The 25,723-nt window shown below is 58.2% G+C and carries 25 protein-coding genes; 13 read left to right on the top strand and 12 right to left on the bottom strand.

Annotated elements, in window-relative coordinates:
- Positions 1-6: 6 nt before the first annotated feature.
- The 12 genes from hisG to ACOZ42_RS15530 all read right to left on the bottom strand — a co-directional run bounded on the left by hisG (position 7) and on the right by ACOZ42_RS15530 (position 8,941).
- Complete coding sequence (gene hisG, locus ACOZ42_RS15585; protein ID WP_003805418.1) at positions 7-681, bottom strand: ATP phosphoribosyltransferase; 675 nt, start codon at positions 679-681, stop codon at positions 7-9.
- Positions 681-1,940 carry a UDP-N-acetylglucosamine 1-carboxyvinyltransferase gene (gene murA, locus ACOZ42_RS15580; protein ID WP_003805420.1) on the bottom strand — a complete coding sequence of 420 codons (1,260 nt, stop codon included), beginning with the start codon at positions 1,938-1,940 and terminating at the stop codon, positions 681-683. Before murA ends, hisG begins: the two co-directional genes overlap by 1 nt.
- Complete coding sequence (locus tag ACOZ42_RS15575; RefSeq protein WP_003805423.1) at positions 1,933-2,181, bottom strand: BolA family protein; 249 nt, start codon at positions 2,179-2,181, stop codon at positions 1,933-1,935. Before ACOZ42_RS15575 ends, murA begins: the two co-directional genes overlap by 8 nt.
- A gap of 4 nt (positions 2,182-2,185) precedes the next feature.
- On the bottom strand, positions 2,186-2,944 hold the full coding sequence (locus ACOZ42_RS15570) for an ABC transporter permease (RefSeq protein ID WP_051010478.1): 759 nt from the start codon (positions 2,942-2,944) through the stop codon (positions 2,186-2,188).
- A gap of 95 nt (positions 2,945-3,039) precedes the next feature.
- Entirely contained in the window at positions 3,040-3,831 is a 792-nt protein-coding gene (locus tag ACOZ42_RS15565) for an ABC transporter ATP-binding protein (RefSeq protein ID WP_003805427.1), read from the bottom strand.
- A 186-nt stretch (positions 3,832-4,017) separates the two neighbouring features.
- On the bottom strand, positions 4,018-4,689 hold the full coding sequence (locus ACOZ42_RS15560) for an MlaC/ttg2D family ABC transporter substrate-binding protein (protein WP_003805429.1): 672 nt from the start codon (positions 4,687-4,689) through the stop codon (positions 4,018-4,020).
- Between the two features lie 38 nt (positions 4,690-4,727).
- Positions 4,728-5,507 carry an MlaA family lipoprotein gene (locus ACOZ42_RS15555; RefSeq protein WP_003805431.1) on the bottom strand — a complete coding sequence of 260 codons (780 nt, stop codon included), beginning with the start codon at positions 5,505-5,507 and terminating at the stop codon, positions 4,728-4,730.
- Between the two features lie 38 nt (positions 5,508-5,545).
- The gene (mlaD, locus tag ACOZ42_RS15550; protein ID WP_003805432.1) at positions 5,546-6,022 is read right to left on the bottom strand and encodes an outer membrane lipid asymmetry maintenance protein MlaD; all 477 of its coding nucleotides are present in this window, start codon (positions 6,020-6,022) and stop codon (positions 5,546-5,548) included.
- A 21-nt stretch (positions 6,023-6,043) separates the two neighbouring features.
- A complete protein-coding gene (gene mlaE / locus ACOZ42_RS15545; RefSeq protein WP_003805434.1) occupies positions 6,044-6,829 on the bottom strand; it encodes a lipid asymmetry maintenance ABC transporter permease subunit MlaE in 786 nt (261 codons plus the stop codon).
- A complete protein-coding gene (locus ACOZ42_RS15540) occupies positions 6,826-7,650 on the bottom strand; it encodes an ABC transporter ATP-binding protein (RefSeq protein WP_003805436.1) in 825 nt (274 codons plus the stop codon). Before ACOZ42_RS15540 ends, mlaE begins: the two co-directional genes overlap by 4 nt.
- Positions 7,651-7,838: 188 nt before the next feature.
- A complete protein-coding gene (locus ACOZ42_RS15535; RefSeq protein WP_003805438.1) occupies positions 7,839-8,369 on the bottom strand; it encodes a chromate transporter in 531 nt (176 codons plus the stop codon).
- Positions 8,366-8,941, bottom strand: a complete 576-nt coding sequence (locus ACOZ42_RS15530; RefSeq protein WP_003805440.1) for a chromate transporter — start codon at positions 8,939-8,941, stop codon at positions 8,366-8,368. Before ACOZ42_RS15530 ends, ACOZ42_RS15535 begins: the two co-directional genes overlap by 4 nt.
- 719 nt (positions 8,942-9,660) lie before the next feature.
- On the opposite strand from ACOZ42_RS15530, the gene ACOZ42_RS15525 reads away from it, so the two are divergent.
- The 13 genes from ACOZ42_RS15525 to tssC all read left to right on the top strand — a co-directional run bounded on the left by ACOZ42_RS15525 (position 9,661) and on the right by tssC (position 25,685).
- Entirely contained in the window at positions 9,661-12,015 is a 2,355-nt protein-coding gene (locus ACOZ42_RS15525; protein ID WP_426345861.1) for a 3-hydroxyacyl-CoA dehydrogenase/enoyl-CoA hydratase family protein, read from the top strand.
- A 13-nt stretch (positions 12,016-12,028) separates the two neighbouring features.
- Positions 12,029-13,228 (top strand): acetyl-CoA C-acyltransferase, encoded by a 1,200-nt coding sequence (locus ACOZ42_RS15520; protein ID WP_426345349.1) that lies wholly within the window; start codon positions 12,029-12,031, stop codon positions 13,226-13,228.
- Between the two features lie 222 nt (positions 13,229-13,450).
- Positions 13,451-14,047, top strand: a complete 597-nt coding sequence (locus tag ACOZ42_RS15515; protein ID WP_426345348.1) for a DUF3540 domain-containing protein — start codon at positions 13,451-13,453, stop codon at positions 14,045-14,047.
- Between the two features lie 2 nt (positions 14,048-14,049).
- Entirely contained in the window at positions 14,050-16,401 is a 2,352-nt protein-coding gene (locus tag ACOZ42_RS15510) for a type VI secretion system Vgr family protein (RefSeq protein WP_003805448.1), read from the top strand.
- Between the two features lie 21 nt (positions 16,402-16,422).
- The gene (locus tag ACOZ42_RS15505) at positions 16,423-16,908 is read left to right on the top strand and encodes a hypothetical protein (RefSeq protein ID WP_003805449.1); all 486 of its coding nucleotides are present in this window, start codon (positions 16,423-16,425) and stop codon (positions 16,906-16,908) included.
- 33 nt (positions 16,909-16,941) lie between these two features.
- Positions 16,942-17,430 (top strand): hypothetical protein, encoded by a 489-nt coding sequence (locus ACOZ42_RS15500; protein WP_235587667.1) that lies wholly within the window; start codon positions 16,942-16,944, stop codon positions 17,428-17,430.
- 62 nt (positions 17,431-17,492) lie between these two features.
- Positions 17,493-20,012, top strand: a complete 2,520-nt coding sequence (locus ACOZ42_RS15495; protein WP_426345347.1) for a DUF2169 domain-containing protein — start codon at positions 17,493-17,495, stop codon at positions 20,010-20,012.
- On the top strand, positions 20,012-21,073 hold the full coding sequence (locus tag ACOZ42_RS15490; protein WP_219235301.1) for a pentapeptide repeat-containing protein: 1,062 nt from the start codon (positions 20,012-20,014) through the stop codon (positions 21,071-21,073). Before ACOZ42_RS15495 ends, ACOZ42_RS15490 begins: the two co-directional genes overlap by 1 nt.
- Positions 21,074-21,082: 9 nt before the next feature.
- On the top strand, positions 21,083-21,892 hold the full coding sequence (locus ACOZ42_RS15485; RefSeq protein ID WP_165477531.1) for a DUF4150 domain-containing protein: 810 nt from the start codon (positions 21,083-21,085) through the stop codon (positions 21,890-21,892).
- Positions 21,889-22,341 carry a hypothetical protein gene (locus ACOZ42_RS15480; RefSeq protein WP_131071031.1) on the top strand — a complete coding sequence of 151 codons (453 nt, stop codon included), beginning with the start codon at positions 21,889-21,891 and terminating at the stop codon, positions 22,339-22,341. Before ACOZ42_RS15485 ends, ACOZ42_RS15480 begins: the two co-directional genes overlap by 4 nt.
- 184 nt (positions 22,342-22,525) lie before the next feature.
- Entirely contained in the window at positions 22,526-23,593 is a 1,068-nt protein-coding gene (locus ACOZ42_RS15475; protein WP_219235299.1) for an ImpA family type VI secretion system protein, read from the top strand.
- A 27-nt stretch (positions 23,594-23,620) separates the two neighbouring features.
- The gene (gene tssB, locus ACOZ42_RS15470) at positions 23,621-24,178 is read left to right on the top strand and encodes a type VI secretion system contractile sheath small subunit (RefSeq protein WP_201024855.1); all 558 of its coding nucleotides are present in this window, start codon (positions 23,621-23,623) and stop codon (positions 24,176-24,178) included.
- Positions 24,179-24,191: 13 nt separating this feature from the next.
- Positions 24,192-25,685 carry a type VI secretion system contractile sheath large subunit gene (tssC, locus tag ACOZ42_RS15465; protein ID WP_003805465.1) on the top strand — a complete coding sequence of 498 codons (1,494 nt, stop codon included), beginning with the start codon at positions 24,192-24,194 and terminating at the stop codon, positions 25,683-25,685.
- The last annotated feature ends 38 nt before the right edge of the window (positions 25,686-25,723 follow it).

Below are 25,723 nucleotides of genomic sequence, written 5' to 3'. Positions count from 1 at the left end.
GTGGGTTTACTCGTCCAGGGAAGCACGCGAGAAGGCGTCGATCAGGGGTTGCAATTGCGCGCCACGGTTTTTCATGGCGGCCTGATTGACGATCAAACGCGAGGAAATGGGGGTGATGTCTTCCACTTCCACCAGCTTGTTAGCGCGCAGGGTGCCGCCGCTGGAGACCAGATCCACAATCGCATCGGCCAGGCCGACCAGCGGGGCCAGTTCCATGGAGCCATACAGCTTGATCAGGTCCACATACACGCCCTTGCTGGCGAAGTGTTCACGAGCCGCACGCGTGTATTTGGTGGCGATGCGCAGGCGCGAGCCCTGTTTGACGGCCGAGTGGTAGTCAAAGCCTTCGGCCACGGCCACACACAGACGGCATCGGGCGATGTTCAGATCCACCGGTTGGTACAGGCCGCCAGGGTGCTGTTCCATGTGCTCGTACAACACATCCTTGCCGGCAATCCCGATATGGGCGGCGCCGTATTGCACATAGGTGGGCACGTCGGTAGCACGCACAATAATCAGACGCAGGTCCGGATTGTTGGTGGGCAGGATGAGTTTGCGCGACGTCTCCGGGCTTTCCAGTACCTTGATGCCCGCCTCTTCCAGCAAAGGCAGGGTTTCGTCAAAAATCCGGCCTTTGGACAAGGCCAGCGTCAGAGGTTGATTTAAACCGGCGGGACTCATTAGGTTTCCTTGCTGCTGATTCGCTCGATATTGGCGCCGACGGCTTGAAGCTTGGCTTCCATACGGTCGTAGCCACGGTCCAGATGGTAGATGCGTTCGACGGTGGTGTCACCCCGGGCCGCCAGGCCCGCAATGACCAGGCTGGCTGACGCACGCAGATCGGTTGCCATGACGTTGGCGCCGGTCAGGAAGGGAGCGCCGGTAACGACGGCCATATGACCTTCGATATCGATCTGCGCGCCCAGGCGGTTGAGCTCCTGCACATGCATGTAGCGATTTTCAAAGATGGTTTCCACGACCGAGGCGGTGCCCTCGGCAATGGTATTCAAGGCCATCAGTTGAGCCTGCATGTCAGTGGGAAAGCCGGGGTATTCGCTGGTGCGAAAGCTAACGGCTTTGGGGCGACCCTCCATGCTGGCCTTGATCCAGTCCGGGCCGGTTTCAATATGCAGACCGGCTTCACGCAACTTATCGAGCGTGGCGCCCATGGCGTCGGCATCGGTATTGCGCAAGGTCAGTTCGCCACCGGTGGCGGCCACAGCGCACAGGAAAGTTCCTGCTTCGATACGATCTGGGCAGATGGTGTGCGTGGCACCGTGCAGGCGTTCGACCCCGTCAATCACGATGCGGTCGGTACCGTGGCCCTGGATCTTGGCGCCCATTTTGATCAGCAGTTCGGCCAGATCGATAATTTCGGGCTCGCGCGCTGCGTTCTCAAGAATGGTTTGGCCTTCAGCCAGAACGGCCGCCATCATCAGGTTTTCTGTGCCGGTGACCGTCACCATATCGGTACGCACCACTGCACCGCGCAAACGTTTGGCACGGGCATTCACAAAGCCGTGTTCGACATGGATTTCCGCACCCATGGCAGCCAGGCCTTTGATGTGCTGATCCACCGGGCGCTGGCCAATGGCGCAACCACCGGGCAGGCTGACGCGGGCCTCGCCAAAGCGGGCCAGCAGGGGACCCAGCACCAGAATGGAGGCACGCATGGTTTTCACCAGTTCGTAGGGTGCTTCCAGTTTGGTGATGTTGGCTGCGTTCAGCTCCAAGGTGCCATTGCGTTCCTGCCTGACCCCTAACTGACCCAAAAGTTTCAGGGTAGTGTCAATGTCGCGCAGACGCGGGACATTGTCCAGATAGACCGTGTCGGCAGTCAGTAAACTGGCGCACAGAATAGGCAGGGCGGCGTTTTTGGCGCCAGAGATGGTGATCTCGCCATGAAGGCGCTGGCCACCTGTGATGCGTAATTTATCCATTCGGATTGGCCTTGTATTCGTCGGGGGTAAGCGTGCGCATGGACAAGGCGTGGATCTCGGCCTTCATCCGGTCGCCCAGCGCCTTGTAGACCAGTTGGTGACGGGCAATCAGGCGTTTGCCTTCAAAGGCGGGGCTGACGATCAGGGCTTCAAAGTGCGAACCATCGCCTTGTACTTGCAGGTGTTCACAGGGCAGGTTGTCGGCAATGTATTGGTGAACTTGTTCGGGAGTCGGCAACATGAAATCAATTCCGTAATTTATAGCCTGAGGCAAGCAGGCGTAGCGAAATCAGACACAGCGCAACAAAGACGCTGGCGACAACGGTCAGGCTGAACCAGGGAGAAATATCCGAGGCGGCGAAAAAACCGTAGCGGAACCCGTCAATGGTATAGAGCAACGGATTCCAGTGTGAAACAGTTTGCCAGAAGGGCGGCAGGCTATGGATCGAATAGAACACGCCCGACAGAAAGGTGGCCGGCATGATCAGAAAGTTCTGAAACGCGGCCAGCTGGTCGAATTTTTCGGACCACAAACCAGCGATCAGACCCAAGGCGCCCATGATGCCGCAAGACATGATGGCAAAGACCAATACCCACATCGGCTTGGCAATGGGCAAGGAGACAAAGAACAGGGAAACCAGCCAGACACATAGCCCCACACAGATGCCACGTGCGATGGAGGCAAGCAGGTAGGCGGCAAAAATTTCGCGGTGCGAGAGCGGCGGCAGCAGAATAAAGACCAGATTGCCGGTGATGCGACTTTGAATCAAGGACGATGAGGGGTTGGCAAAGGCGTTTTGCAGCATGCTCATCATCATCAGGCCCGGGATCAGGAAAGCAGTGTAGGGCACGGAGTCATAGACGGTGACGCGGCCTTCCAGCACATGGGCGAAAATCAGCAGATACATCAGCGCCGTCAGTACCGGGGCGGCAATCGTCTGAAAGCCCACTTTCCAAAAGCGCATCAGCTCCTTGCGCAGCAGGGTGGGAAAGCCCGAGCCCATCTTGGGTTGTGGAGGCAGACTCAGGGTACCGGTTTTGGGTCTGGGCGTATCACTGTGTTGGGGAACGCCCCAGTGTTTGGGAGAGTGGTTTGGGTTCACAGGGCGACTCCCATTTTTCCTTCGTTGTGCATGATGCGCACAAATGCATCCTCCAGATCATGGCCGCCTGCGCGCTCCATGATGGCTTGCGTGGTGTCCAGTGCCACGATTTTGCCACTTTTGAGCATGGCCAGCCGGCCACAGAGCGCCTGGGCTTCTTCCAGGTAGTGGGTGGTCAGCAAGATGGTGTGACCTTGCTGGTTCAGACGGATGATGAACTCCCACAAGGTGCGGCGCAGGTCCACGTCCACGCCGGCAGTGGGCTCGTCCAGAATGATGACCGGAGGGCGATGCACCAGCGCCTGGGCTACCAGCACGCGACGCTTCATGCCACCGGACAAGGCGCGCATATTGGTGTCGGCTTTGTCACTCAGGGCCAGATTGGCCAGAATCTCGTCAATCCAGTCGTCATTGTTTTTCAGGCCGAAGTAGCCTGATTGCAGCCGCAGGGTTTCCCGGACTGTGAAGAAAGGATCGTACACAATTTCCTGCGGCACCACGCCCAGTGACTGGCGTGCCTTCTGGTATTGGGTACGCACATCGTAACCACAGACGCTGACCTGACCGCTGGTGGGACGGGTCAGACCGGCCAGCATGGAAATCAAGGTTGTCTTGCCGGCCCCATTGGGTCCGAGCAAACCGAAAAATTCGCCATGTTCGATAGTCAGGCTGACCTGATCGACGGCCAGAAAACCGGCATCGGCACGGGGTTGTGAAAACAGGCTTTTGAGCCCCCGTCGTTGGGGGGCAAAGCGTTTGCTGACGTTATCAAGTTTGAAGGCGGACATGGCAAATTGAGTTGGCCTGACGCGGGTGGTGCGAAGCGGGACGTCGCCGTGGCGTCTTTGTTAACTAAACAGGCCTACGCGCTGGCGTAGACCTGTTGGGGGGTGGTCAGGCTCTTTATTATAGAGTACGACGCTGGTCTGCTTAACAATGCCCCAGCCCAGGCGCCGTGTTTGCCACGGCTGGGCTTAACTGTTCTGCTTGTTCAGCGCATCAATCAGACCGTCAATACCACCTTGCTCAATTTGCTGGGCGAACTGGTTGCGGTAGTTCTGGATCAGCCAGATGCCTTCCACGTTCAGGTCGTAAATCTTCCAGCCGTCGGCCGTTTTTTCCAGGCGGTAGTCCACACCCACAGGGCCGCCATTGGGCTGGGTCAGTGACGAGCGCACGACGACGTCGTCGGCACTGGCATCCCCGCGGAAGGGCAAAATAGTCAGCTGGGTGTTGTCATCCACGCGGGACAAGGCGCCGCTGTACGTGCGAACCAGGGTGCCCTTGAACGCGTCGACCAGTTTCTGACGCTGTTCGGGGCTGGCTTGACGCCAGTAGCGACCGGCGGAAAGACGGGTCGTTTTTTCCAGGTTCACGTAAGGCATGATGTTTTCATTCACAGCCGCCAGAATGGCAGTCCGGTCCCCTTTGCGGATGGACTCGCTTTGTTTGACGACCTTCAATGCTTGATTGCCGACCGTTTCAACAAATTTGTTGGGCTCGCCTTTGGGATCAGCTGCTTGTGCTTGTGCACCTAGCGAGGACAAACACAGGGCCAGGGCCGCACAGACGGTCAGAATCCAGGAAAACAGGCGGGAGGGAGAGGACTGCAAAGCAGTCCCGCCCGGGGCGGGACGGGAAATCATAAAAAACTCCAGATGAATGGTCGGCGGGCAGGGCGTTTTTATTCGTCTGCGTCCGAGTAGTCAGGCAAATCCTGGCTGGTGTCACCGCCGGTGCGGCGGGCTTGCACCATCGCATGACGTCGCTGCAGGTAAGCGTCGCGTATGAAGCTGTAGCGGTCAAGGGCGATGTCGTTAACAAGTTTTTCTGTGTCCAGGAGCCCGGCGCGAGCATCCACAGCCCACAGGCCCATGATGCTGTTGCGTACGGGGACATCCTTGATGGCCATGATCGGGCCAGTGGACGAGAAACCTTCCAGGAAGCTGGTGCCGCGTGCCACACCGTCACGGACGGTGCTGGGCCCGAAGAAGGGCAGCATGACGTAGGGGCCGGATTTGACACCCCATACACCCAGCGTTACGCCAAAGTCGTTAGGGATGCGCTTGGAGCCGTTCATGGTGGCAACGTCGATACAGCCGCCCAGACCCATGGTGGAGTTAAACAGTACCCGACCCAGGGTATTGAAGAAGTCGACGTGCTCGCCTTGCAGGAAGCTGTTGACTGCTGACCAGGCATCACCCATGTTGTTGAAAATGTTACTGATACATGTGCGTACAGGTTGGGGCGTCAGTGCCGTATAGCCTTCCGCAATTGGTTTGATCAGCGCGCCGTCCACGTTTTCGTTAAAGGCGTAGATGCCGCGGTTCATGCTCTCCCAGGGGTCCTGGGGATTGGGGTTGGGCACACTGGCGCAACCGGCCACAAGTGCTGCGCTGGCACCGATCAGGCTCAAACGGACTGCACGGGGCAGGGAGTAGGAGCGGTGGGTGGTTGTATTCATGGTTGTGTCGTCTGTAATGAGCATGAGGCAGCGTTGTATCACTCCGATTTGGAGCCGCCGTCCTTGGAGGCTGTGTTGTAGAGGAACTTGCTGATCAGTTCTTCAAGCACAACCGCGCTTTGGGTATAGGTAATGGTGCTGCCGCTTTGCAGATCCTTGTCGTCACCGCCTGCGGTCAGGCCAATGTACTGCTCGCCCAGCAGGCCCGATGTCAGAATCGAGGCCGAGGTATCGACAGGGAACTTGTAGTGTTCATCCATATCCAGGGTGACGACCGCCTTGAAGTCCTGATTGTCAAAACCGATCGAACTCACCCGGCCAACAACCACGCCGCTGGCCTTGATAGGCGCGCGGGGTTTCAAGCCCCCAAGATTATCGAACTTGGCCGAGACCTGGTAGGTCTTGGCAAAGGAAAAAGAATTGAGGTTACCCGCACGCAGGGCCAGGAATGCCAGTGCGACCAGCCCCAGCAAGACAAACAGGCCAACCCAGAAATCGGTTTTGTCGCGATTCATAACTGAGTAATTCCTAAATAGTTAACTGAACATAAGGGCGGTGAGCAGGAAGTCCGTGCCCAATACCGCCAACGCACCACTGACGACTGTGCGTGTGGTCGCGCGAGATACGCCTTCAGGTGTGGCCTTGGCATGCCAGCCCATATAGAGCGCAATCAAGGTGACGATCAGGCCAAAGACCAGGCTTTTGATCACCCCATTAAGAACGTCGTCAATTACATCGACGCCGTTTTGCATTTGTGACCAGAAAGCGCCCGCATCGATGCCGATCATTTGCACGCCGACAATATAGCCGCCCAGCACACCCACCATGGAAAAGACGGCCGCCAAGATGGGCATGGCAATGATGCCGCCCCAAAAGCGCGGTACCAGCAAGCGGCGCAAGGGGTCCACGGCCATCACTTCCATGGCGGCAATCTGTTCGCCGGCCTTCATCAGGCCAATTTCGGCGGTCAGGGAGGTGCCCGCCCGGCCAGCAAACAGCAGGGCGGTAACGACCGGTCCCAGCTCACGCACCAGGGACAAGGCCACCAGCAGGCCCAAGGCCTCTTCGGAGCCATAACGGTTCAGCGTGTAATAGCCTTGTAAACCCAGTACAAAACCCACAAACAGCCCGGAAACGGCAATGATCAGCAGCGAATAGTTGCCAATGAAGTGGATTTGCTGGGACACCAGGCGTGGGCGACGCCACAGCAGCGATGAACGCAGCAGCAAGGCAGCAAACAGGCGACTGAATGCGCCCAAGCCGTAAATGCTGTTGCGTATGGCAGCGCCAAGCGCGCTAATCGGGGCGGTAATGAAGTTCATGAGCGCGTCGTCCGATTCTGCAACCAGGCCTCAAAAGCCGGGGTGACAGGGTAATTGAAGGCGATGGGGCCATCGGGCTGACCACGCAAAAACTGTTGTACGTAGGGGTCTTGGGAAGCGCGCAGTTCAGCGGGCGTGCCCTGTGTCAGCAAACGCCCCTGGCCAACCATGTAGACCTGGTCGGCAATCGCAAAGGATTCGGCCACATCGTGCGTGATCAGTACCGAGGCACAGTTCAGGCGGTCGGTCAGGTTGCGAATCAGTTGTGCGGTAATGCCCATTGAAATGGGGTCCAGCCCGGCGAAAGGTTCGTCGTACAGAATCAGCTCGGGTTCCAGCACAATGGCGCGAGCCAGAGCAACCCGGCGAGCCATGCCTCCGGAGATTTCATTCACACCTAAATGAGCGGCGGCGCGCAGACCCACGGCGTCCAGCTTGGCCAGCACCCGTTCCTGTATGGCAGCTTCGGAGTCGTTGCTCAGTTCGCGAAGGGGGAACGCGACGTTTTCAAACACGTTCAGGTCGGTGAACAGGGCGCCTTGCTGAAACAGGACACCCATGCGCTGGCGCGTCTGGCGCAGGGCCTCGCCGTCCAGCTTGGCCAGATCCTGACCAAACACCGTAACAGTCCCCTTCTGGGCACGGATTTGCCCGGTGGCAGCCCGTAGAAGTGTTGTTTTTCCGGAACCTGACCCCCCCATCATGGCGACGACCTGGCCTTTCTGGACGGTCATGGACACATCCGCCAGGACGGTGAAAGCGCCATAGCCCAGCGAAGCGGAATCCAGATTTAGTACGGCTTGGTCAGTATTTACAGCCATGTCGTGGGTAAAAGGGGGTAAAAAGACCTGCTATTGTACCGCTTGCCGGTCTGGCGGCTCAATGTATTGCGCTTAATCAAGGTGGAAATACGGCGTTTATTGAAAGAGACAGGCGCTCTGGGATACCGTTATCGACTTTAGAACGAAGCGGGGGCCAGAAAAAGACGTATTGACGGGGCCAGGTAGGTTCAGGTCACAGCGTGTGTCAACGCAAAAAGCAGACCACCAGCCGCCAATAGCCATAAGGGATTGATGCGGGTGAGCAGCAGGACGGCGGCGCAGGCCAACGCCGTCCCCCAAGCCCACACTCCGCCTTGGGCTGCTTTCAGAATCGTGCCGCTGGCCGCCAGGATCATGCCGGCGGCAATAGGCAGCAGGCCGATTTCGATGGCGCGGATCAGGCGGCTGCCTTCATAGCGCTTCCAGATGGTGGCCAGATAATAAATCAGCACCGCTGAAGGCAGAAAAATGGCGATCGATGCCACCAGGGCGCCGGCCCAGCCCGCTGCTTTCCAGCCCACCAGCGTGACCAGCAGGGATTTTGGGCCGGGTGTCAGGCGTGACAGGGCAAACAAATCCAGAAATTCCTGATCGCTGAGCCAGCCATGAATATCGACCGATTGCCGATGTATTTCGGGAATGATGCTTTGCCCACCGCCAATGGTCAGGAAGGACAGGGGGGCAAAGACACGGATAAGTTGCAAGAGGATGGGGATCATGGTTGCTTCGTCGCAGCGTCTTCCAATTGCAGCCAGGCGTACCCGACCGACAGGGGAGCACAGATCACAATGACGGCGATCAGGTTCCATTCCATGACAAATATGCCGATAAAGACCGCCATCATCAGGGCAATGGGTATGGCGCCGGTGGCCGCGCTGCGTGCCGAGCGCACCCCCATTTCAAGGGACAGGCCCAGGGCGGCAGCCGCAATGCCCGCCATGATCTGGGGAACCAGCACAGAGTCCGTCAACTGCTCCAGCCCGATCAGCATCAGAATGGCCACAAGCAGTGGGGGGAGAACCATGCCCAGCGAGGCGACCAAAGCGCCTGGGCCGGCCTGAAGGCGGTAGCCAATCCAGATAGATAAATTGACGACGTTTATGCCGGGCAGCGCTTGGGACAGAGCCAGACCGCTCAAAAAATCCGCCTGACTCATTAATCGTCGCTGCACGACAAATTCACGCATGAGCCAAGCACTTAAGCCCCCGCCGAAGCTGGTCAGGCCAATGCGAGCAAAGATCAGAAAGAGGGTGCCCAAGGATAAGGGGGGCGCGTCTTGAGGCCGGATCATAGGGTCATAAAGCGCGATAGGGTTCGCCAAGATGAAAGTGTGGTCGTTTCTGGCCTACAAAGTACGCCGTTTTTGTCTTCTTGTGGGCGCTACGCTGCCAGTCCTTCGTCGGCGTTGCTGCTTCTCAAGCCCGGATGCTGCGCAAAGTATCCGTTCAGGCGGGAGAAGGATGCGCCATTTTTTAGTCTCCGGGTCATTATTCGTTTGAAATATTTAAAATGAATAATTAATTAAATTAAATGAAAATTTAAATAGAAACCGGATTGAAAAAAATAAAAAAGAAATAATAAAAACCAGGCCGGGACAGGCCTGCTGCGCACCTGGGGCGAGTAATCCTATTCGGAATGAATGGCGCAAGAAAAGAGCATGATGCTGGTTCAATCTATTGAAATAAAAGAGATTGAAACGATCGTTTGAATTTTTCCGGATGCAGGTAAGGCCACGGAAACATACGCTGACACGCCACGGTAGACCGGTTGATGAAGATGGATTTGATCTACGCCCCGCTTTGAATGAAAATAAAAAAGACTTTATGGTCTTAAAGCCGCTGGTACGTGTACGATTATCCGATCGCCTCACATCGTAGAGCCCCGTTTGGGATCTTGCGCGGCGTGGGGGTTCAGTTTCCTGGAGACAAACCTATGACATCTAGTTCAGCCAGTGCAGTGACGGGCAGTGCCCGAACCTTACGTCGGGTCGCCGTGTGCGGTGCCGGCGTTATGGGCGCGCAAATTGCCGCCCATTGCGTGAATGCAGGCATACCCGTCGTTTTGTTTGATCTGCCCGCGCGTGAAGGGCCAAAAAATGGCATTGTCACTCGTGCCATCGCCCATCTTCGAAAAATGAATCCCGCTCCCCTAGGTACGCCCGATCTGGCTGACCTGATTGAGCCGGCCAACTATGAAGACAATCTGGATCGTCTGGCCGATTGCGACTTGGTGATTGAGGCGATTGCCGAGCGCCTGGACTGGAAACAGGATCTGTACCGCAAGATCGGGCCAGCACTGAACCCTAACGCCATCATCGCCAGCAATACTTCGGGCCTGTCCATCACCTCGTTGGCAGAGGTGTTGCCGGAAGCGCTGCGCCCACGTTTTTGCGGCGTGCACTTTTTCAATCCCCCACGCTACATGAGCCTGGTGGAGCTGATCCCCACGAAATACACCCAGCCAGCCCTGCTGGATATTCTGGAAACCTTCCTGGTCTCGCGACTAGGCAAGGGCGTGGTTCGCGCCAAAGATACTCCCAACTTCATTGGCAATCGCATCGGTGTTTTCGGCATTCTGTCCGTGTTCGAGCAGGCACGCCGTTTCTCCCTGACGTATGAGCAGGTTGATGAATTGACGGGCACTCGCCTGGGACGCGCCAAATCGGGTACCTACCGGACGGCTGACGTGGTGGGTCTGGACACCCTGGCACACGTGATTCGTACCATGCAGGATCAACTGCCTGATGACAGCTTCAAAGCACACTTTGGCCTGCCGCCCGAAGTGCAGGGTCTGATTGACGCAGGCGCTTTGGGTCAAAAGACCGGCGCCGGTTTCTTCCGCAAGAAGGGGCGTGAAATCCAGCGGTTCGATGCACAGCAGCGCGATTACGTGACGGCTGACCAGAAAATCGATCCCGATGTCGCCGCCATTTTGGCCGTACGTGACCCGGCCGAACGGCTGCGTCAACTGCGCGAGTCCGACAAGCCTCAGGCTCAATTCGTGTGGGCGGTGTTGCGCGACACCTTCCATTACAGCGCCATTCACCTGCAAGACATTGCAGACAACGCCCGTCAGCTGGATCTGGCCCTGAAGTGGGGGTTTGGTCATAAGCAGGGGCCGTTCGAGATCTGGCAATCGGCGGGATGGCGTCAGGTTGCTGAGTGGATCACTCAGGATATTCAGGACGGCAAGACACTGAGTAATCAGCCGCTGCCCGATTGGGCGACACGCGGCCCGGTATGGGAAGCCCAGGGTGTCCACACTGCCGCCGGTTCCTGGAATCCATCGCAAAGTCGCTTTGAAGGTCGCAGCGAACTGCCGGTTTATCAGCGTCACATCGGCACCCCTTTGCTGGTCGGCGAAGTCGAGTCCCTGGAAACCACGACGGTGTTTGAGGATGAATCGGTACGCTGCTGGACGTTACCCGCGCCGCATCCCCAGGATGTGCTGATTGTGTCCTTCAAGACCAAGATGCACACGCTCAGCCCCGGCGTAGTCAATGGCGTGTTCAAGGCGGTTGAGCTGGCCGAAGCGTCGTATCAGGCGTTGGTCATTGCGCAGGATGGCGACCCGTTCTCCGCGGGTGCCGACCTGAAGGCCATTTTGCCGCTGTTCGAGAAAGAGGGGGTGGCGGCGGTCGAGCCGGTGGAACGCGCCATGCAGGACATGGTGCTGCGTATCCGTTACGCCCAAGTGCCAGTGGTGGCTGCGGTGGCCGGTCTGGCTCTGGGTGGCGGTTGCGAACTGGCTGTCCATTGTGCGCACCGGGTTGCCCATTTCGAGTCTTATATCGGTTTAGTGGAGGTCGGTGTGGGACTGGTGCCGGGTGCCGGTGGTCTGGCGTACTCGGCACGCCGCGCGGCCGAACTGCAGGCCATGGGGGCGCCCGACGCCCCACTGCTGGCGTATCTGAAGCGCTTTGCGCTGGCAATTGCCAGCGCCCAGGTGTCGCGTTCTGCGCTGGATGCCCGCCAGCTTGGTTTCCTGAAGGAGTCCGACACCATCGTGATGAACCGTCAGGAACTGGTGTATGTGGCCGTTCGTCAGGCTCAGGCTTTGGCCAGCGCCGGCTGGCGTGCGCCGCTGCCACGTCGCTTCCCGGTGGCCGGTCGCGATGGCATTGCCACACTGAAAGCTCAACTGGTGAATATGAAAGAAGGTGGTTTTATCTCGGAGTATGACTTCCATATCGCCGAGAAGGTCGTAACCGTGATCTGCGGGGGCGATGTAGATCCAGGCTCGCTGGTGGATGAGGCATGGATGATGACGCAAGAGCGGCAGGCTTTCATGGCGCTGCTCAATTCCCCCAAGACCCAGGAGCGTATTGCTGGGATGTTGAGCACTGGCAAGCCCGTGCGTAACTAGAGCGGATCAAGGAGTGGACATGACTGTACAACAAGCTTATATCGTCGCTGCCAAGCGTACACCCATCGGAAAAGCGCCTCGTGGCGTGTTTTCGTCCTATCGCCCTGACGAGCTGCTGGCGCATGCCATTCGCGGCATGCTGGCTGATGTACCCAAGCTGGACCCGGCCGCCATTGAAGAAGTGGTGGCCGGCTGCGCCCTGCCTGAAGGCCCACAGGGTTTTAACGTCGCGCGCATCTCCGCCTTGCTGGCAGGGTTGCCGCACACCGTGGCCGGCATGACCGTCAACCGTTTCTGCGCCTCGGGTCTGAGTGCCATCGCCATTGCGGCCGATCGTATCCGTACTGGTCAGGCAGACATTATCGTGGCCTCCGGCGTGGAATCCATGAGTCAGGTGCCGGTGATGGGCGTGAACACCAGTTTCAGTCCCGAGATCTTTACCTCGGACGAAAACTACGGGATTGCCTACGGTATGGGCCTGACGGCTGAAGAGGTCGCTCGTCAGTGGAAGGTGTCTCGCGAAGACCAGGACGCGTTTGCTCTGGCCTCGCACCAGAAAGCCGTCAAGGCCTGGGAGTCGGGCGAATTTACGGGTGAAGTCTTGCCGGTTACGGTGACCCGTCGCCAGCCTGACCTGAACACTCAGGAAATCTCCGTTAAAACCCAAGTGGTCGATCGGGACGAAGGCCCACGCCCGGATACCAGTCTGGAAGCCTTGGGTAAATTGCGCCCCGTGTTTGCAGCGCGTGGTTCGGTCACGGCCGGCAACAGCTCGCAGACCTCGGACGGGGCCGGTGCCTTGCTGCTTGTCTCCGAGCGTGCCTTGCGGGAGCACAATCTGACGCCCCTGGCACGCTTTGTGACCTTCTCGGTGCGTGGCGTACCGCCTGCCATTATGGGGATTGGGCCTAAAGAAGCCGTCCCGCATGCGCTGGCTCTGGCAGGCTTGAAGCAAGACCAGATGGACTGGATCGAGCTGAACGAAGCCTTTGCGGCTCAGTCGCTGGCAGTGATTCGGGATCTGGGTCTGGACCCTGAGCGGGTCAATCCGCTGGGTGGCGCCATTGCCATGGGCCACCCGCTGGGTGCGACCGGTGCCATGCGTGCTGCTACGGTGGTTCATGCCTTGCAGCGTCGTCAGTTGAAATACGGCATGCTCACCATGTGTATTGGTACCGGCATGGGTGCAGCCGGGATTTTCGAGCGGACATAATTTCCGATCTGCTGCTTTTATCGTTGCTGGACAAAGCCGCCTTCGGGCGGCTTTTTATTGGTCTGTCCCCGGCAGGGAGGGGCAAGAGCGCGATACGTGTAAGCAAATTTGCTTAAAACCCGCTAAATGTCAAAAAAGTAAAGGTTTGTTGTTGTCATAGAGTAGACATAGGCCCGCGCCATAGTCCTTTTTATTGTGTTGAACAGCTCACACGGAGGATGTATGGGATTGCCCTCGCGCATGGTGTCCAGCCTGCATGTGCCCCCCCGGTTCTGGCAGGGGTGGGTCAAGGCCCGTCTGGAGTCGGGGCAGTTTGAAGTCGACTGCGGCGAGCGCTGCTGGATTGTGCCGCAGGCCGTCAGTTGCCTGGTGCAGCCGCAAGTGGGTGACAAGGTATGGGTAGGCGGGGCCGATGGCGAGCAGGCCTATGTGTTTGCCGTGCTGGAGCGCCCTCAGGGCGGGGCCTTGCATCTGGTGGCTGAGCAAGGGTTGCATGTGCAGGCTGCGCAGGGAGGGGTACATATTCAGTCCGAGGCCGATTTGACGTTGCAGGCCGGTGCGCATTTGCGCCAGTCGGGCCGAGAAGTGAGCCTGACGGCAGGCACGCTGCGGATCTTGTCGCGGGTCCAGGAAACGGTGTCCGATCGCTTGTCTCAAGTCTGTAATCACGTATTTCGTCTGACTGAAAAAGAAGAGCGTTGGCGTGGTGGCCGACTGGACGTACAAGCCCAGCATCAAATGCGTTTGCATGCCCGCCATACCTTGATGAGCGCACGTGAGCTGGTCAAAGTTGACGCTGACCAAATACACATGGGGTAGGCATGCTGACAGAACGTCTTGTGCAAGTGCATAGCCCCTTGGGCCCGGAGGTCCTGCTGTTTCAGGCCTTGCAAGGCCGAGAAGGGTTGTCTCAGCCCTTTGAGTTGCAGGTGGATGTGGTGTGCAACACACCCTTGCTGGATTTGCGCAGCTTGCTGGGTGAGTCCCTGAGTCTGGAGATCAGGACGCCGCTTGCTGTTCCGCGTTTCCTGGACGGGCGCATCAGCGCGTTTCGCCTGCTGGGCAAAACAGGCCGTAGCGACCGTTTCTACACCTACAGGGCTACCTTGCGTCCCTGGCTCTGGTTCTTGAGCCAGAACATGGACAGCCGGATTTTTCAGGAAAAAACAGTGCCTGAGGTCTTGCAGGACGTACTGGGCCGTTACCCCTTTGCCTGGGAATCTCGGCTGACGCAGGATTATCCACGTCAGACTTATTGCGTTCAGTATCAGGAGAGCGATTTTCAGTTTGTCAGCCGCTTGATGGAGCGCGAAGGGATTTACTACTGGTTCGAACATCGTAACGGGGCTCATACGCTGGTGATGGCGGATGATGCCGGCCAGCATGCGGCTGCGCCCTGGTTGACTGAACTACCCTTTGTGTCCCCCGACCGGGTAGCGCATCCCGATGTCGAGCATATCCATGCCTGGCACCCGTATGAGCAAGTCACTCCGGGCCGTTACGCGACGGCCGATTACGACTATTGCAAGCCGGGGGCCAGCCTGGACGCCACGCGCAGCAACCCCGCTGAACACGCCTTGGGTGATCTGGAAGTGTACGAATGGGCGGGTGGCTACACCGAGCCTCACCACGGTGAGCATTACTCTCGCTTGCGGCTCGAAGCCTTGCAGGCGGTACGCAGTCAGGCGCAAGCCCAGACCAATGCGCGCGGGGTCGCGCCAGGGTATGTGTTGTCCGTGCGCAATCATCCGCGTCTGGAGGACAATCGCGATTACTTGGTGACCCAGGTTGATTACGATTTTCTCGATGTCAGCCATACCGGTGAGAGTGGCATGGCCAGCCACTACTTTATTGATTTTCGGGTGATGCCATCCAGCCAGCCTTACCGTCCTTTGCGGCTTACGCCGGTTCCACGCACCTACGGCCCTCAAACCGCCAAGGTGGTGGGCAAGAGCGGCGAGCAACTGTGGACCGATCAGTATGGTCGCATCAAGGTTCAGTTTTTGTGGGACCGCTATGGGCAGGCCAATGAAAACAGCTCCTGCTGGCTGCGCGTCTCCAGCCCGTGGGCAGGCGGCGGCTTTGGGGGCATTCAATTGCCCCGCGTGGGCGACGAAGTGATTGTGGACTTTCTGGGGGGCGACCCGGATCGGCCCATTGCGGTCGGACGCGTGTATAACGCCAGCAATATGCCACCCTGGAACCTGCCGGACAATGCGACGCAAAGCGGCTTTTTGAGCCGCTCCAAAGACGGTGACCCCAGCAACGCCAACGCCTTCATGTTCGAGGACAGGGCCGGTCAGGAGCGTATCTGGCTACATGCCGAGCGCAATCTGGACACGGAAGTTGAAGGGGACGAAACCCATACCGTCGATGGCAACCGGACTACCGTGATTACCGGCCACGATACCTTGAGCGTTATGGCGACCCGCACCACCACGGTGCAGGATCTGGAAACCGAGACCTTCAATAGCGGGGTTGTACGCACAGTCATCGGAGATCTGGTCGAAACCATAGAGGGCGAGCAGACGCGCACTCACACCGGTGATGTGACGCGCACGGTGACAGGCAATGTGACCGATACGCTGACCGGGGATCTGAGCAGAACGATTACCGGCGATGTCACCCATACCGTCACGGGCGAGGTCACGGACGCCATCACCGGCACCCGCAACTCCACTCAAACCGGCGACTACACCCGCACGATTACTGGCGCGGTGGACTACACCGTGACCGGCGATGTTAAAGAAACCGTTACGGGTAATGTGGACCTGACTACCACTGGCAATGTCACTGACACCCTGACCGGCAATCTGACCAAAAGCATTTCCGGGCCCGTGGACATTACCGCCTCAACAGGGGTGAACATCACCACGCCCAGCTGGAAGGTCAATGTCACGAGTCTGGAGCGTTTCTGGGTGCCTCACACCGAAAGGGTGACGGGGTTTCGCCTGAACGGGACAGGCGCTTCCCTGGATGCCTGGGGCATGCGGGCACAGGCGTATGGGCTGAACTATCAGTGGGCCTATTACAAGATCGATAAGGCGACCTTCAAAAACGATGAGGTCATGCTCGATATCAAGAAGAAAGGCTTGGCCTTGAAGAAGATAGGCATGGAAACGCACAAATCGATGATGAGTTTGCGTAAGGCCATCCTGCATTTGTTCATGTAATCAAGGAGGGGCAGATTCACGATGGCAACGGCGGTACGCACAGGCTTAATGCTCCTGTTCCTGACGGCGATGATTACCTACGTGGGCGTGATGACCCAGTGGGAAGGGCCGGGCTTTTATATCTCTATTTTCTTGTACCTGTTTTTCCTGATAGCGCTGGAGACGACGCGCCGCGATTTCATGCAGCATTACCGCGCCTGGCCGGAGCAGGCCAGATACAGAAAGCTGGTCCGGGGAAATGCAGTGCGGGTACAGGCGGAGATTGTGGAGTGCACCCCATTGCGGGAAGGGCGCACACATGCTTATCCCTTGGTACGCCTGGTTTTGGATGTGCAGGGAACACGCGTTGATCTGGATGTGCTGATGCAGCCTGAACTGGGGTACAGATTCAGGCCGGGTAATACGGTGGCGGTGCTCTGTGACGCGACTGATCCACGCCAATGCGCCATTGATCGTGAGCAGGTGGCTTTGCAGCTCAAACCTGTGCACAGCCCGTATGTGGATTAGTGTCAGGTTCCGGCTTTGGGAAAAAGGGCTTAGATGCTAGGGCTGCTTCTTTGGATGTTTCTGGCGCTGAGTCTGGCGGCGATGATGGTACGTATCGGCATGGCTTTGGAATGGAGTGGTTTTTTACCATATCTGGTCGCCATCGTGCTGGTGGTGCCGGTGGGCTTCTTGGTGGCTGGTGCTCGAGCGCTTGTGCGTTATTGGCGTGCCTGGCCCGAGCAACGCGTGTATCAGCGGCTGCGCTCCAGGAAGGCGCTGCGATGCCAGGCGCGCATCGTGGCTCAAGAGGAGTTGCTGCCGGGTGTATTCAAGCTGGTTTATCCCTTGTTGCGTCTTAGTCTGGACGTCGAGGGGCGCAGGACGTTTATAGAGGTGTTGATTCAACCCGAATTGCACAGCCGGTTTGAGCCAGGTCAGGTGGTGGCCGTGCTGGGCGACCTCCATGAACCGACACGTTGCGCGCTTGATCGTGAACAGGTCGTATTGCAATTGCGGCCTGTCTTCACTTCCTATGGTGATTGACCTTATGCGGCAGGATGAACAGAAACAATGATCGGACCAGCAAACATGGCTAAGGAGTTCATATGCGCCTAGTCAAGCCATTGCGCTTGGGTGTTTTGGCGCGTCCCTGGAGCTGGCGTGGTCAGCATGCGTTGGGTGTTTCAGTCCAGGCCTGGTGCTCGATGGATGCGCCGCATTTATTAAGCACTGATGCACGCATGTGGCAGGGGGTGTCGAGCCTGATCTTGGACGATGAGGTGGTGGATCTGGCTTTACCCAAGCCTTGCGCGGAGTTTCTGGTATCGGGACATGCCTGTGCTCCGCATGGGCAAGAGGTCTCGCAACTGGTGGTTCAAGCCCGTGTCGGCCCCATTGAAAAGAGGCTGGCCGTGTTCGGGCGACGCCAATGGCGTCAAGGCAGGCCCTGCGAGGCAGCGCCTTTTACGCGTGTGCCCTTGGATGGTAGCCGTAGCTGGGGAGGGCCGCAGTATCCCGATAATCCGGCAGGCATGGGGATGGAGCTTGCCGCTCCTGGAGAGCCGCTGACGTTGCCTCAGGTCGAACCCTGGGAGGGGCGTTTGCATCGTTCTGGTCAGCAAGGCAGCCCGGCCGGTTTGGGGCCCGTCTCTCCGTTGCGACCACGACGTTTTCGTTTGGCCGGTCATTATGATCCCGCCTGGTTGCAACATGATCCGGGCATGATGCTCGACAGCCTGGACCCGCATTTTTTCAACACGGCGGAGCCAGATCAGTGGTGGCCCAGGCAGAGCCACTGGCCTGCAGACAGTACGTGGGAGCTACACCATCTGCATGCACAACGACCCCAGTGGTGCGGCACCTTGCCGCAGTGGCAAGCCATGTGCTGGTATCAGGATCGTCGGGTCCCCGGATTGCAAAAGCTGGATCTGCTGCACACCACCGTCTGGTTTTTTCCGGACCTGGGCCACATGTTGCTGCTGTATCAGGGGAGTGTGCCCGTGCAGGATGCGCAGGCTCAAGATGTGAGTGTGTTAATGCCCGCAGTGGAGCTGGCAGGACAAGCTCGCGGCCAGGATCATTATGAGCGCGTGCTGCACTTGCGCAGCGAAGGAGATCAGGCTGGCCTGTTTGCCTTGCGCGATCAAGACTTGCTGCCCCAGGCTTGCTGTGCCCCCCTGGGTGAGGTGCTGAGCAGCCCGGACGATCCCTTGTCATTGACGATGCGCACGCGTCTGGAGCGGTGGGCGCAGGAGGCGGCGCAAGCTCACCCCGCCTGGCAAGATGACTTTTTTTCGCTGACACAGGCAGGGCCTCCCAAGCCTATGGATATAGACCGGACAGACTGGGTGCAGGAAGTGCGTCAGTCCAATCGTCAGCTGTGGGATGCGCGTCAGAAACTGGCTGCGGGCATGGAGCAGGTGCAGGATATGCAGCGCCAATCCCCTTTTCAGGACAAGGCGGCTTATCGGGTTGCTGCCCGGGAAACCCAACACCTTTTAGATGAACTCGATAGGATGGGTAGTGATAACGCTGCGGTATCCGGGGTGCTGGCCAAGCCTGTCGAACAGGCCAGGCAGGCCATGCAAGCCTATGGCGATGCCATGCTGGTCTCCGAGCTGAGGCAACAGCGTTTGCGCAGGCGCGTGGAACTGATTTTGGCAGGAACGCGGAATCTTTCCGGTCTGGATTTGAGCGGCCTGCATTTGCAGGGTTTCGACTTTTCCGGTGTGCGCTGTGTGGGCACCTGCTTTAACGATGCCGTTCTGACAGAAGGCACATTTGCGGGGGCGGATTGCTCAGGGGCGAGTTTTGTGCGGGCTCGCCTGGAGCAGGTGCAGTTCACCCAGTCCCAGTTGGATGATGTGGATTTCAGCGCAGCGGTCTTGCAGTCGGTGCAGTTTCGTCACGTGCAGGCGATACGTTGGCAACCCCGCGAATCTAGTTGGCAGGATGTGTTGTTTCAGCAGTCCCATTTGCAGGAACAGGAATGGCTGGATGTGGATATGCTGCGCTGTACGTTCGAGTCCTCCCAGTTGCAGGAAGTGCAGTATTTGATGCGCTCGCGCTTGTCTGGGGTGAGGTATCAGGATTGCCAGCTGCAGCAATGCCTCTGGCTGGATTGTGATCTGCGTGGGCTGTCCTTGCGCGGCTCCACGCTGAAAGAGTCGTCCTGGCTGTTGGGTTTGCTCGATGGTGTGGCAGATTGCAGTGCGAGTACATGGCACCAAAGTGTGGTGTCCGGCCTGGATATGCCAGGGTCAAACTGGCAGGGGGCGCGTCTGGAAGAGAGCAATCTGCGAGGCGTGGATTTATCCCAGTCCTGCTTTGAACAAGCTCAGCTCCAGTGTTGCGATTTATCCCGTGCCAATCTGCACGGTTCGCAATGGAGTCAGGCCGTTTTGCGAGAGTGCATTTTGATTGATGCGGACTTCAGTCAAGCCGTGCTGAGCAAGGTTGATATGAGCAACAGTCTGGCCGGCGGAGCGAATGTGCGCGGAGCCTTGCTGGATACGGTGAATCTGTTTCGGGCTGATCTGCAAGGATGGCAAACCGACATGCGTACTCGTAGCCGGAATGTCTACCTGCGCACCGCACGTCGTGGACCGGCGGGAGGCCCGGTCTGATGGACGCTCATGTTTTGCGTTTGCGCATCCGCCAGGGTGAGCCATTGCAAGGTCTGGATTTAAGTGACTTGTATCTGCCGCCAGGTGATTACTCCGGGGCCGTGTTCCTGTCCTGCCGCTTGCCACGCGTGAAGGCATTAGGTGTCAATCTGGCGGGTAGCCATTTTCACCAGTGCGATCTGAGCGGGGCCGTCTTGGATGCCAGTACCCTGGACGGCTGCGTTTTTATGGACAGTGTACTCAAGGAGCTGTCTTGCAAACATGTACAGGCAAGTGAGGTGACCTGGCAGGACTGCGATTTGCAGGGTGCTCTTTGGCAAGGCGGTGCCTGGATCGAGACGCATTGGGCGCATTGTGTGCTGCGGTCAGGAAATTTCGATCAGGCTTTGTTGCAAGCCTGTACCTGGACAGGTTGCCGGGCTGGCGAGCTGTCCTTGCGGTCAACCCGGCTGGAAGAGGTGGCGGTGATGGAACTGGATTGGCGCGGCAGCCTGCTGGCAGGCAGTCGCTGGAGCCGGGTCACCGCGATTGACTGCAATTTCCAAGGCATGAACTTGTCCGGGCTGGATCTGGGTGGCAGTGTTTTGATGGGGACCGACTTTACTCAGGCGGACCTAAGCCACGCCCGCCTTTGCAGCACCAATTTCAAGTCTGCCATCCTGAATCAGGCCGTGCTGAACCAGGTGCAGGCCGAGCAGGCGTTGTTTGTTCAGGCGCAAGCCCAAGGCTTGCAAATGCGGCAAGCCAATCTGACGCAAAGCCTGTGGGCTCAAGCCCATGCCCCCGAGGCGGATTTTCGCGGTTCGGTTTTACAGCAAGCCTACTTCGCGCAGGCGGTACTGGAGCAGGCCCGTTTCGAGCATAGCCAGCTGCGTTATGCGGATTTCTCGTATGCAGATTGCCGCCGGGCCCGTTGGGATGGCGCGCATTTTGAACGCACCCAGTTTCATCGTTGCCTGCTGGACAAGGCCGGACAGGAGCAGGTTGCAGGCTGCCTGCCCAATGATCCGGCTTTGCACGAATCCGAAAGCTGGACGGCGCGTTATATGAATCTTGAGTAAGGAGCCCGGATGTTTGCCAATTGCCAACGGGGCGGTATGGACATCGCCTTTCCCGACATCTGCAAGACGCCACCGGCTCTGTTGCCCATTCCTTACCCCAATTTTGCGACGGGGCTGATGGGCATCCCCAATGCGTGGAACATCTTGTTGCAGGGCGGCCCTGCCCATAATCTGCTCACGACGATACCCTTGAGTAATGGCGACAATCCGGGTGTAGCCTTGGGCTTGATCTCGCAAACCGTGATGTCGCGTTCGCGCTCCATTACCTGTGTGCCCAATGTGCTGTGGAAGGGAATTCCAGCCACCCGCCTGACCAGCCTGAGCATGCAAAATACCGTCAACACAGTGGGCATGCGGGTGGTGCCCAGCCAGTTCAAAGTGCTGTTGCTAGGTGGCGGTGGTGCCGGTGGCGGAGTCGGTAAAGGCGGCAAAGGCGTCTCGGGCAGCGGGCCGGAGGCGGCGCGCAAGGCGGCGGCACGGGAGGCCAAGCGGGCGCAGCTTAAACGCAACCGGCGTCGTGGCGCGCAGCGGGAACGCGAGGTTGAGGCCGAGCTGAAGCAGGAAGGCCATGAGGTGATGGGTACGCAGGTATCTGCAAAAACACCGCTGACCCGCCGTGTGATCGATATACTGATCAAGGACAAGAACACGGGCAAAATCCGGGCGGTCGAAGTCAAAAGTGGGGGAGCACGCCGGTCCGCAACCCAGAAGGCCAAGGACAAGGCGATGGAGAGCAGGGGAGCAGAATTGATTGGCAAGAATGCGCCCCGCCAGCCCCTTCCCAAGAACCTACGCATACCTACGGAGGTACGACATTGAAAACGCACACTGATCCCGTTAAATATGACGCTGTGGACTGGCATGTCGGTGGGGACTATCCTGCTGGTCTGGGCCCGCAGGGCGGGCGCACCCATATTGGCATGTACCTGGCCTGGCTGGTGGAAAAAGGTTTGCTGGCCGATACCTTTGTCGATCGCTATCCCAACGAGGTGCGCCAGTGCCGCGATCACATGCTCAAAGGCTCGCAATTGTTGCAAGACTGCTGCGACGACGTGCTGGTCAGCGAAGATATGTCCGAGTTGGGCAAGGCTTTCAGCGATTTTTATTACGACGAGCTGTATCTGGACGATTACGTGGATACGCTGGACGACGAGGTGCTGCCCTCTATCTACCATGTGCCCGACGACTGGGACAGTTACGAGACCCTGCGACCGGTTCTGGAGCAACGTTATCAGCATTGGCGACAGGAGCAGGGGCTGGATAGCTGATTTTGCCCGCTCTCTGTGTTGGTTTGAAAAGCGCTGCCTGCGGGCGGCGCTTTTGCGTTTATATGCTTCAAAAAGAGCGTAAATACATCTATTTTGCAAAATAAGTAAGGAAAAATTTTAGTCAAAAAGGTGTCACCTTCGCTTCCTAGACTGGCTGCGTAATCAGTTTTTCGAGACGACAGCTATGGTCGAAGGCATGCAGGAACCGTGGCAGCCAGCCTGGAGCGTGGCGCCTGACAAGGCTCTTTACGGGGAGAACCTGGAGTACGAGGCAGATTTTCTGGCCTTGATGCAGGCGCTCCACGTACAGGGTGAACAGCAGTTTGGCCAAACCATCATTCCGGCCCAGGTTCCCGATTGGACGCGCATCGTCCGTCTGGTGCAGGATTTGCTGGATCGCTCGGCCGATATCCGCTTGCTGGTGGTTCTGGCCCAGGCGCGTTTGCAGACCGGTGGACTGCCTGCCTTGGTGGACGTATGCCAATGGCTGTTAGGTGCATTGCAAGAGGGCTGGGAGTACGTCCACCCACGCCTGTATGAAGATGGCGAGCTGGACCCGTTGCCCCGTGTCAATGCCCTGGCGGGTTTGTCGGCGATTGATGGGCTGGGGCGGTTGATGCGTGAAGCCCCTGTGGTCAGCCTGGGGCACCGTCAATTGAATTTGCGCGAAGTCGGATACGTACTGGATGGGGGGCAGAAAGACTCTGGCCTGCCTGGGCGAGACCGACTGGTAGAAGAATTGCGTCGTGCTTTTGCCGCCGGCCAGAGTCAGACCCAGGCCTTGCGTCGTCTACGCCAGTTCCGCCAGGAGCTGGAGGCCTTGGTGCGGCAGCATCTGGAGACGGAATGGGCGCTGCGGCTCGATGGGGCCTGGGATACCGTGGAAGCGGCCAGCGCGGTCCTGGATGCAGCGACCTCCCCGTCTGCGCCGCTGGCTCCTGAACCCATACAGGAAAGTGCGACGAGTACGGTGACATTGTCGTCTGGCCGTCCGTCAGTCCCCCCCATGGATTTGCTCAACTGGCAGAGCCTGCATGTTTCATCGCGCGAAGAAGTGGTGCTGCTGCTGGACAAGCTGGTGGCGTATTTCGAGCAGTACGAACCTAGTCATCCCGCCCCTTTGCTGTTGCGGCGCGCCCAGCAACTGGTGCCTATGGGCTTTCACGAGCTGATTCGTGATCTGGCTCCCGGTGCCTGGGAACAGATCCAGGTTTTCATGCCTCGATCCGAGGCGGCCTCGGCGGCCTCTTAATTCCATCAATCAACTGGAGAAGACCTGATGTCTGTGAAATCCAATTCGGGTAGTGGACAGAAATTCCTTGGGCGCAATCGGGCTCCGCGTGTGCAAATTGAATATGACGTCGAACTGTACGGTGCCGAGCACCGTGTGCAACTGCCTTTTGTGATGGGCGTTCTGGCCGATCTGGCTGGACACAACACGGAGAGCCTGCCGGATCTGGGCGAGCGCAAGTTTATGGAAATTGACGTGGATAACTTCGATGACCGCATGAAGTCCATCGCGCCCAAGCTGAACATGCAGGTCCCCAATAGTTTGACGGGGGACGGAGTGCTGGGCGTGGAAGTCTCTTTTGATTCCATGGACAGTTTTTCTCCTGCCGAACTGGCCCGTCAGATCGAGCCTTTGGCACGCCTGCTCGAAGCCCGTACCCAACTGGCCAATTTGCTGACTTATATGGATGGCAAAAGCGGGGCGGAAGCGCTGCTGTCGCGTTTGCTTGAGCAGCCTGAGCTCTTGCGCGCCCTGGCTGGCCGCCCACCCCAGGCCCTGACAATGAACGAGTCTCAAGGCGATCAGGACAGCGATCCCCACGCATAAGGAGCCCTACCTCATGACTTCCCCCCAGACCTTGACCGCTACCCGTGACACGGCCCAGCTCGATGAGCTGTCCCGTCTGTTGCAGCAGGAATTTCGTCCCAAGACCGAGCAGGCCCAGCAAGCGGTTGAGTTTGCTGTGTCCACCTTGGCCGAGCAGGCCCTGGACCAGTCCGTGACCTTGAGTGAGGACGCCTATCAAACCATTCAGGCCGTGATTGCCCAGATCGACCAGAAGATGACCGAGCAGATCAATCACATCCTGCATCACCCCGAGTTTCAGCGCCTGGAAGGGGCATGGCGTGGCCTTCATTATCTGGTCAGCAATACGGAAACGGATGAGCTGCTGCGTATCCGCGTGCTTCCTGCGACCAAAAAAGAGCTGGCTCGCAATCTGAAGCGCTACAAAGGTGTGGCCTGGGATCAAAGCCCCTTGTTCAAAAAAGTCTATGAGCAGGAATACGGACAGTTTGGTGGTGAGCCTTTTGGTTGTCTGGTGGGGGATTATCACTTTGATCACAGCCCGCCCGATGTGGAAATGCTTGGCGAGCTGGCGCGCATTGGGGCTGCGGCGCATAGCCCCTTTATCGCCGGGGCTGCGCCGTCGGTCATGCAGATGGAGTCCTGGCAGGAGCTGGCCAATCCGCGGGATCTGACCAAGATTTTTTCCAATACCGAATACGCGGCCTGGCAAAGCTTGCGTGAGTCGGAGGATGCCCGTTATCTCGGCCTGGCCATGCCGCGTTTTCTGGCGCGGCTCCCCTATGGCGCACGCACCAACCCCGTCGATGAGTTCGATTTCGAGGAAGACACGGACGGCGCGAATCATGATCGGTATACCTGGGCCAACTCGGCCTATGCCATGGCGGTAAACATCAATCGCTCCTTCAAGCATTTTGGCTGGTGTACGGCGATCCGGGGTGTAGAGTCGGGAGGCGCTGTCGAGAATCTGCCCTGCCACACATTCCCGACGGACGATGGGGGCGTGGACATCAAGTGTCCCACCGAAATTGCGATCAGCGACCGTCGCGAGGCCGAGCTGGCCAAGAACGGCTTTATGCCGCTGGTCCATCGCAAGAACTCGGATTTTGCCGCCTTCATCGGTGCGCAGTCTTTGCAAAAACCTCAGGAATACTACGATGCCGATGCCACGGCCAACGCCCGTCTGGCAGCGCGTCTGCCTTATCTGTTTGCCTGCTGCCGGTTCGCGCATTACCTCAAATGCATCGTGCGTGACAAGATCGGCTCCTTTCGCGAACGTGACGATATGGAGCGTTGGCTGAACGGATGGATCATGAATTATGTAGATGGCGATCCCACCAACTCCTCGCAGGAAACCAAGGCGCGCAAGCCATTGGCGGCAGCTGAAGTGTCGGTGCAGGAGGTCCCCGATAACCCCGGTTACTACGCCGCCAAGTTCTTCTTGCGCCCGCATTACCAACTGGAAGGCCTGACGGTTTCGTTGCGACTGGTATCGCGCTTGCCGTCATTGAAAGGCGAGCAGAACTGATTTCCATCCTGGCCTTTGATGGCCTTATTCGACCTCCA

Source organism: Alcaligenes sp. HNGD-HTN06, assembly GCF_049932565.1.
Taxonomy (GTDB): Bacteria; Pseudomonadota; Gammaproteobacteria; order Burkholderiales; family Burkholderiaceae_B; genus Alcaligenes; species Alcaligenes ammonioxydans.
The sequence above is the reverse complement of the archived record's forward strand: the minus strand, read 5'-3'. Positions and strand labels throughout refer to the sequence as shown.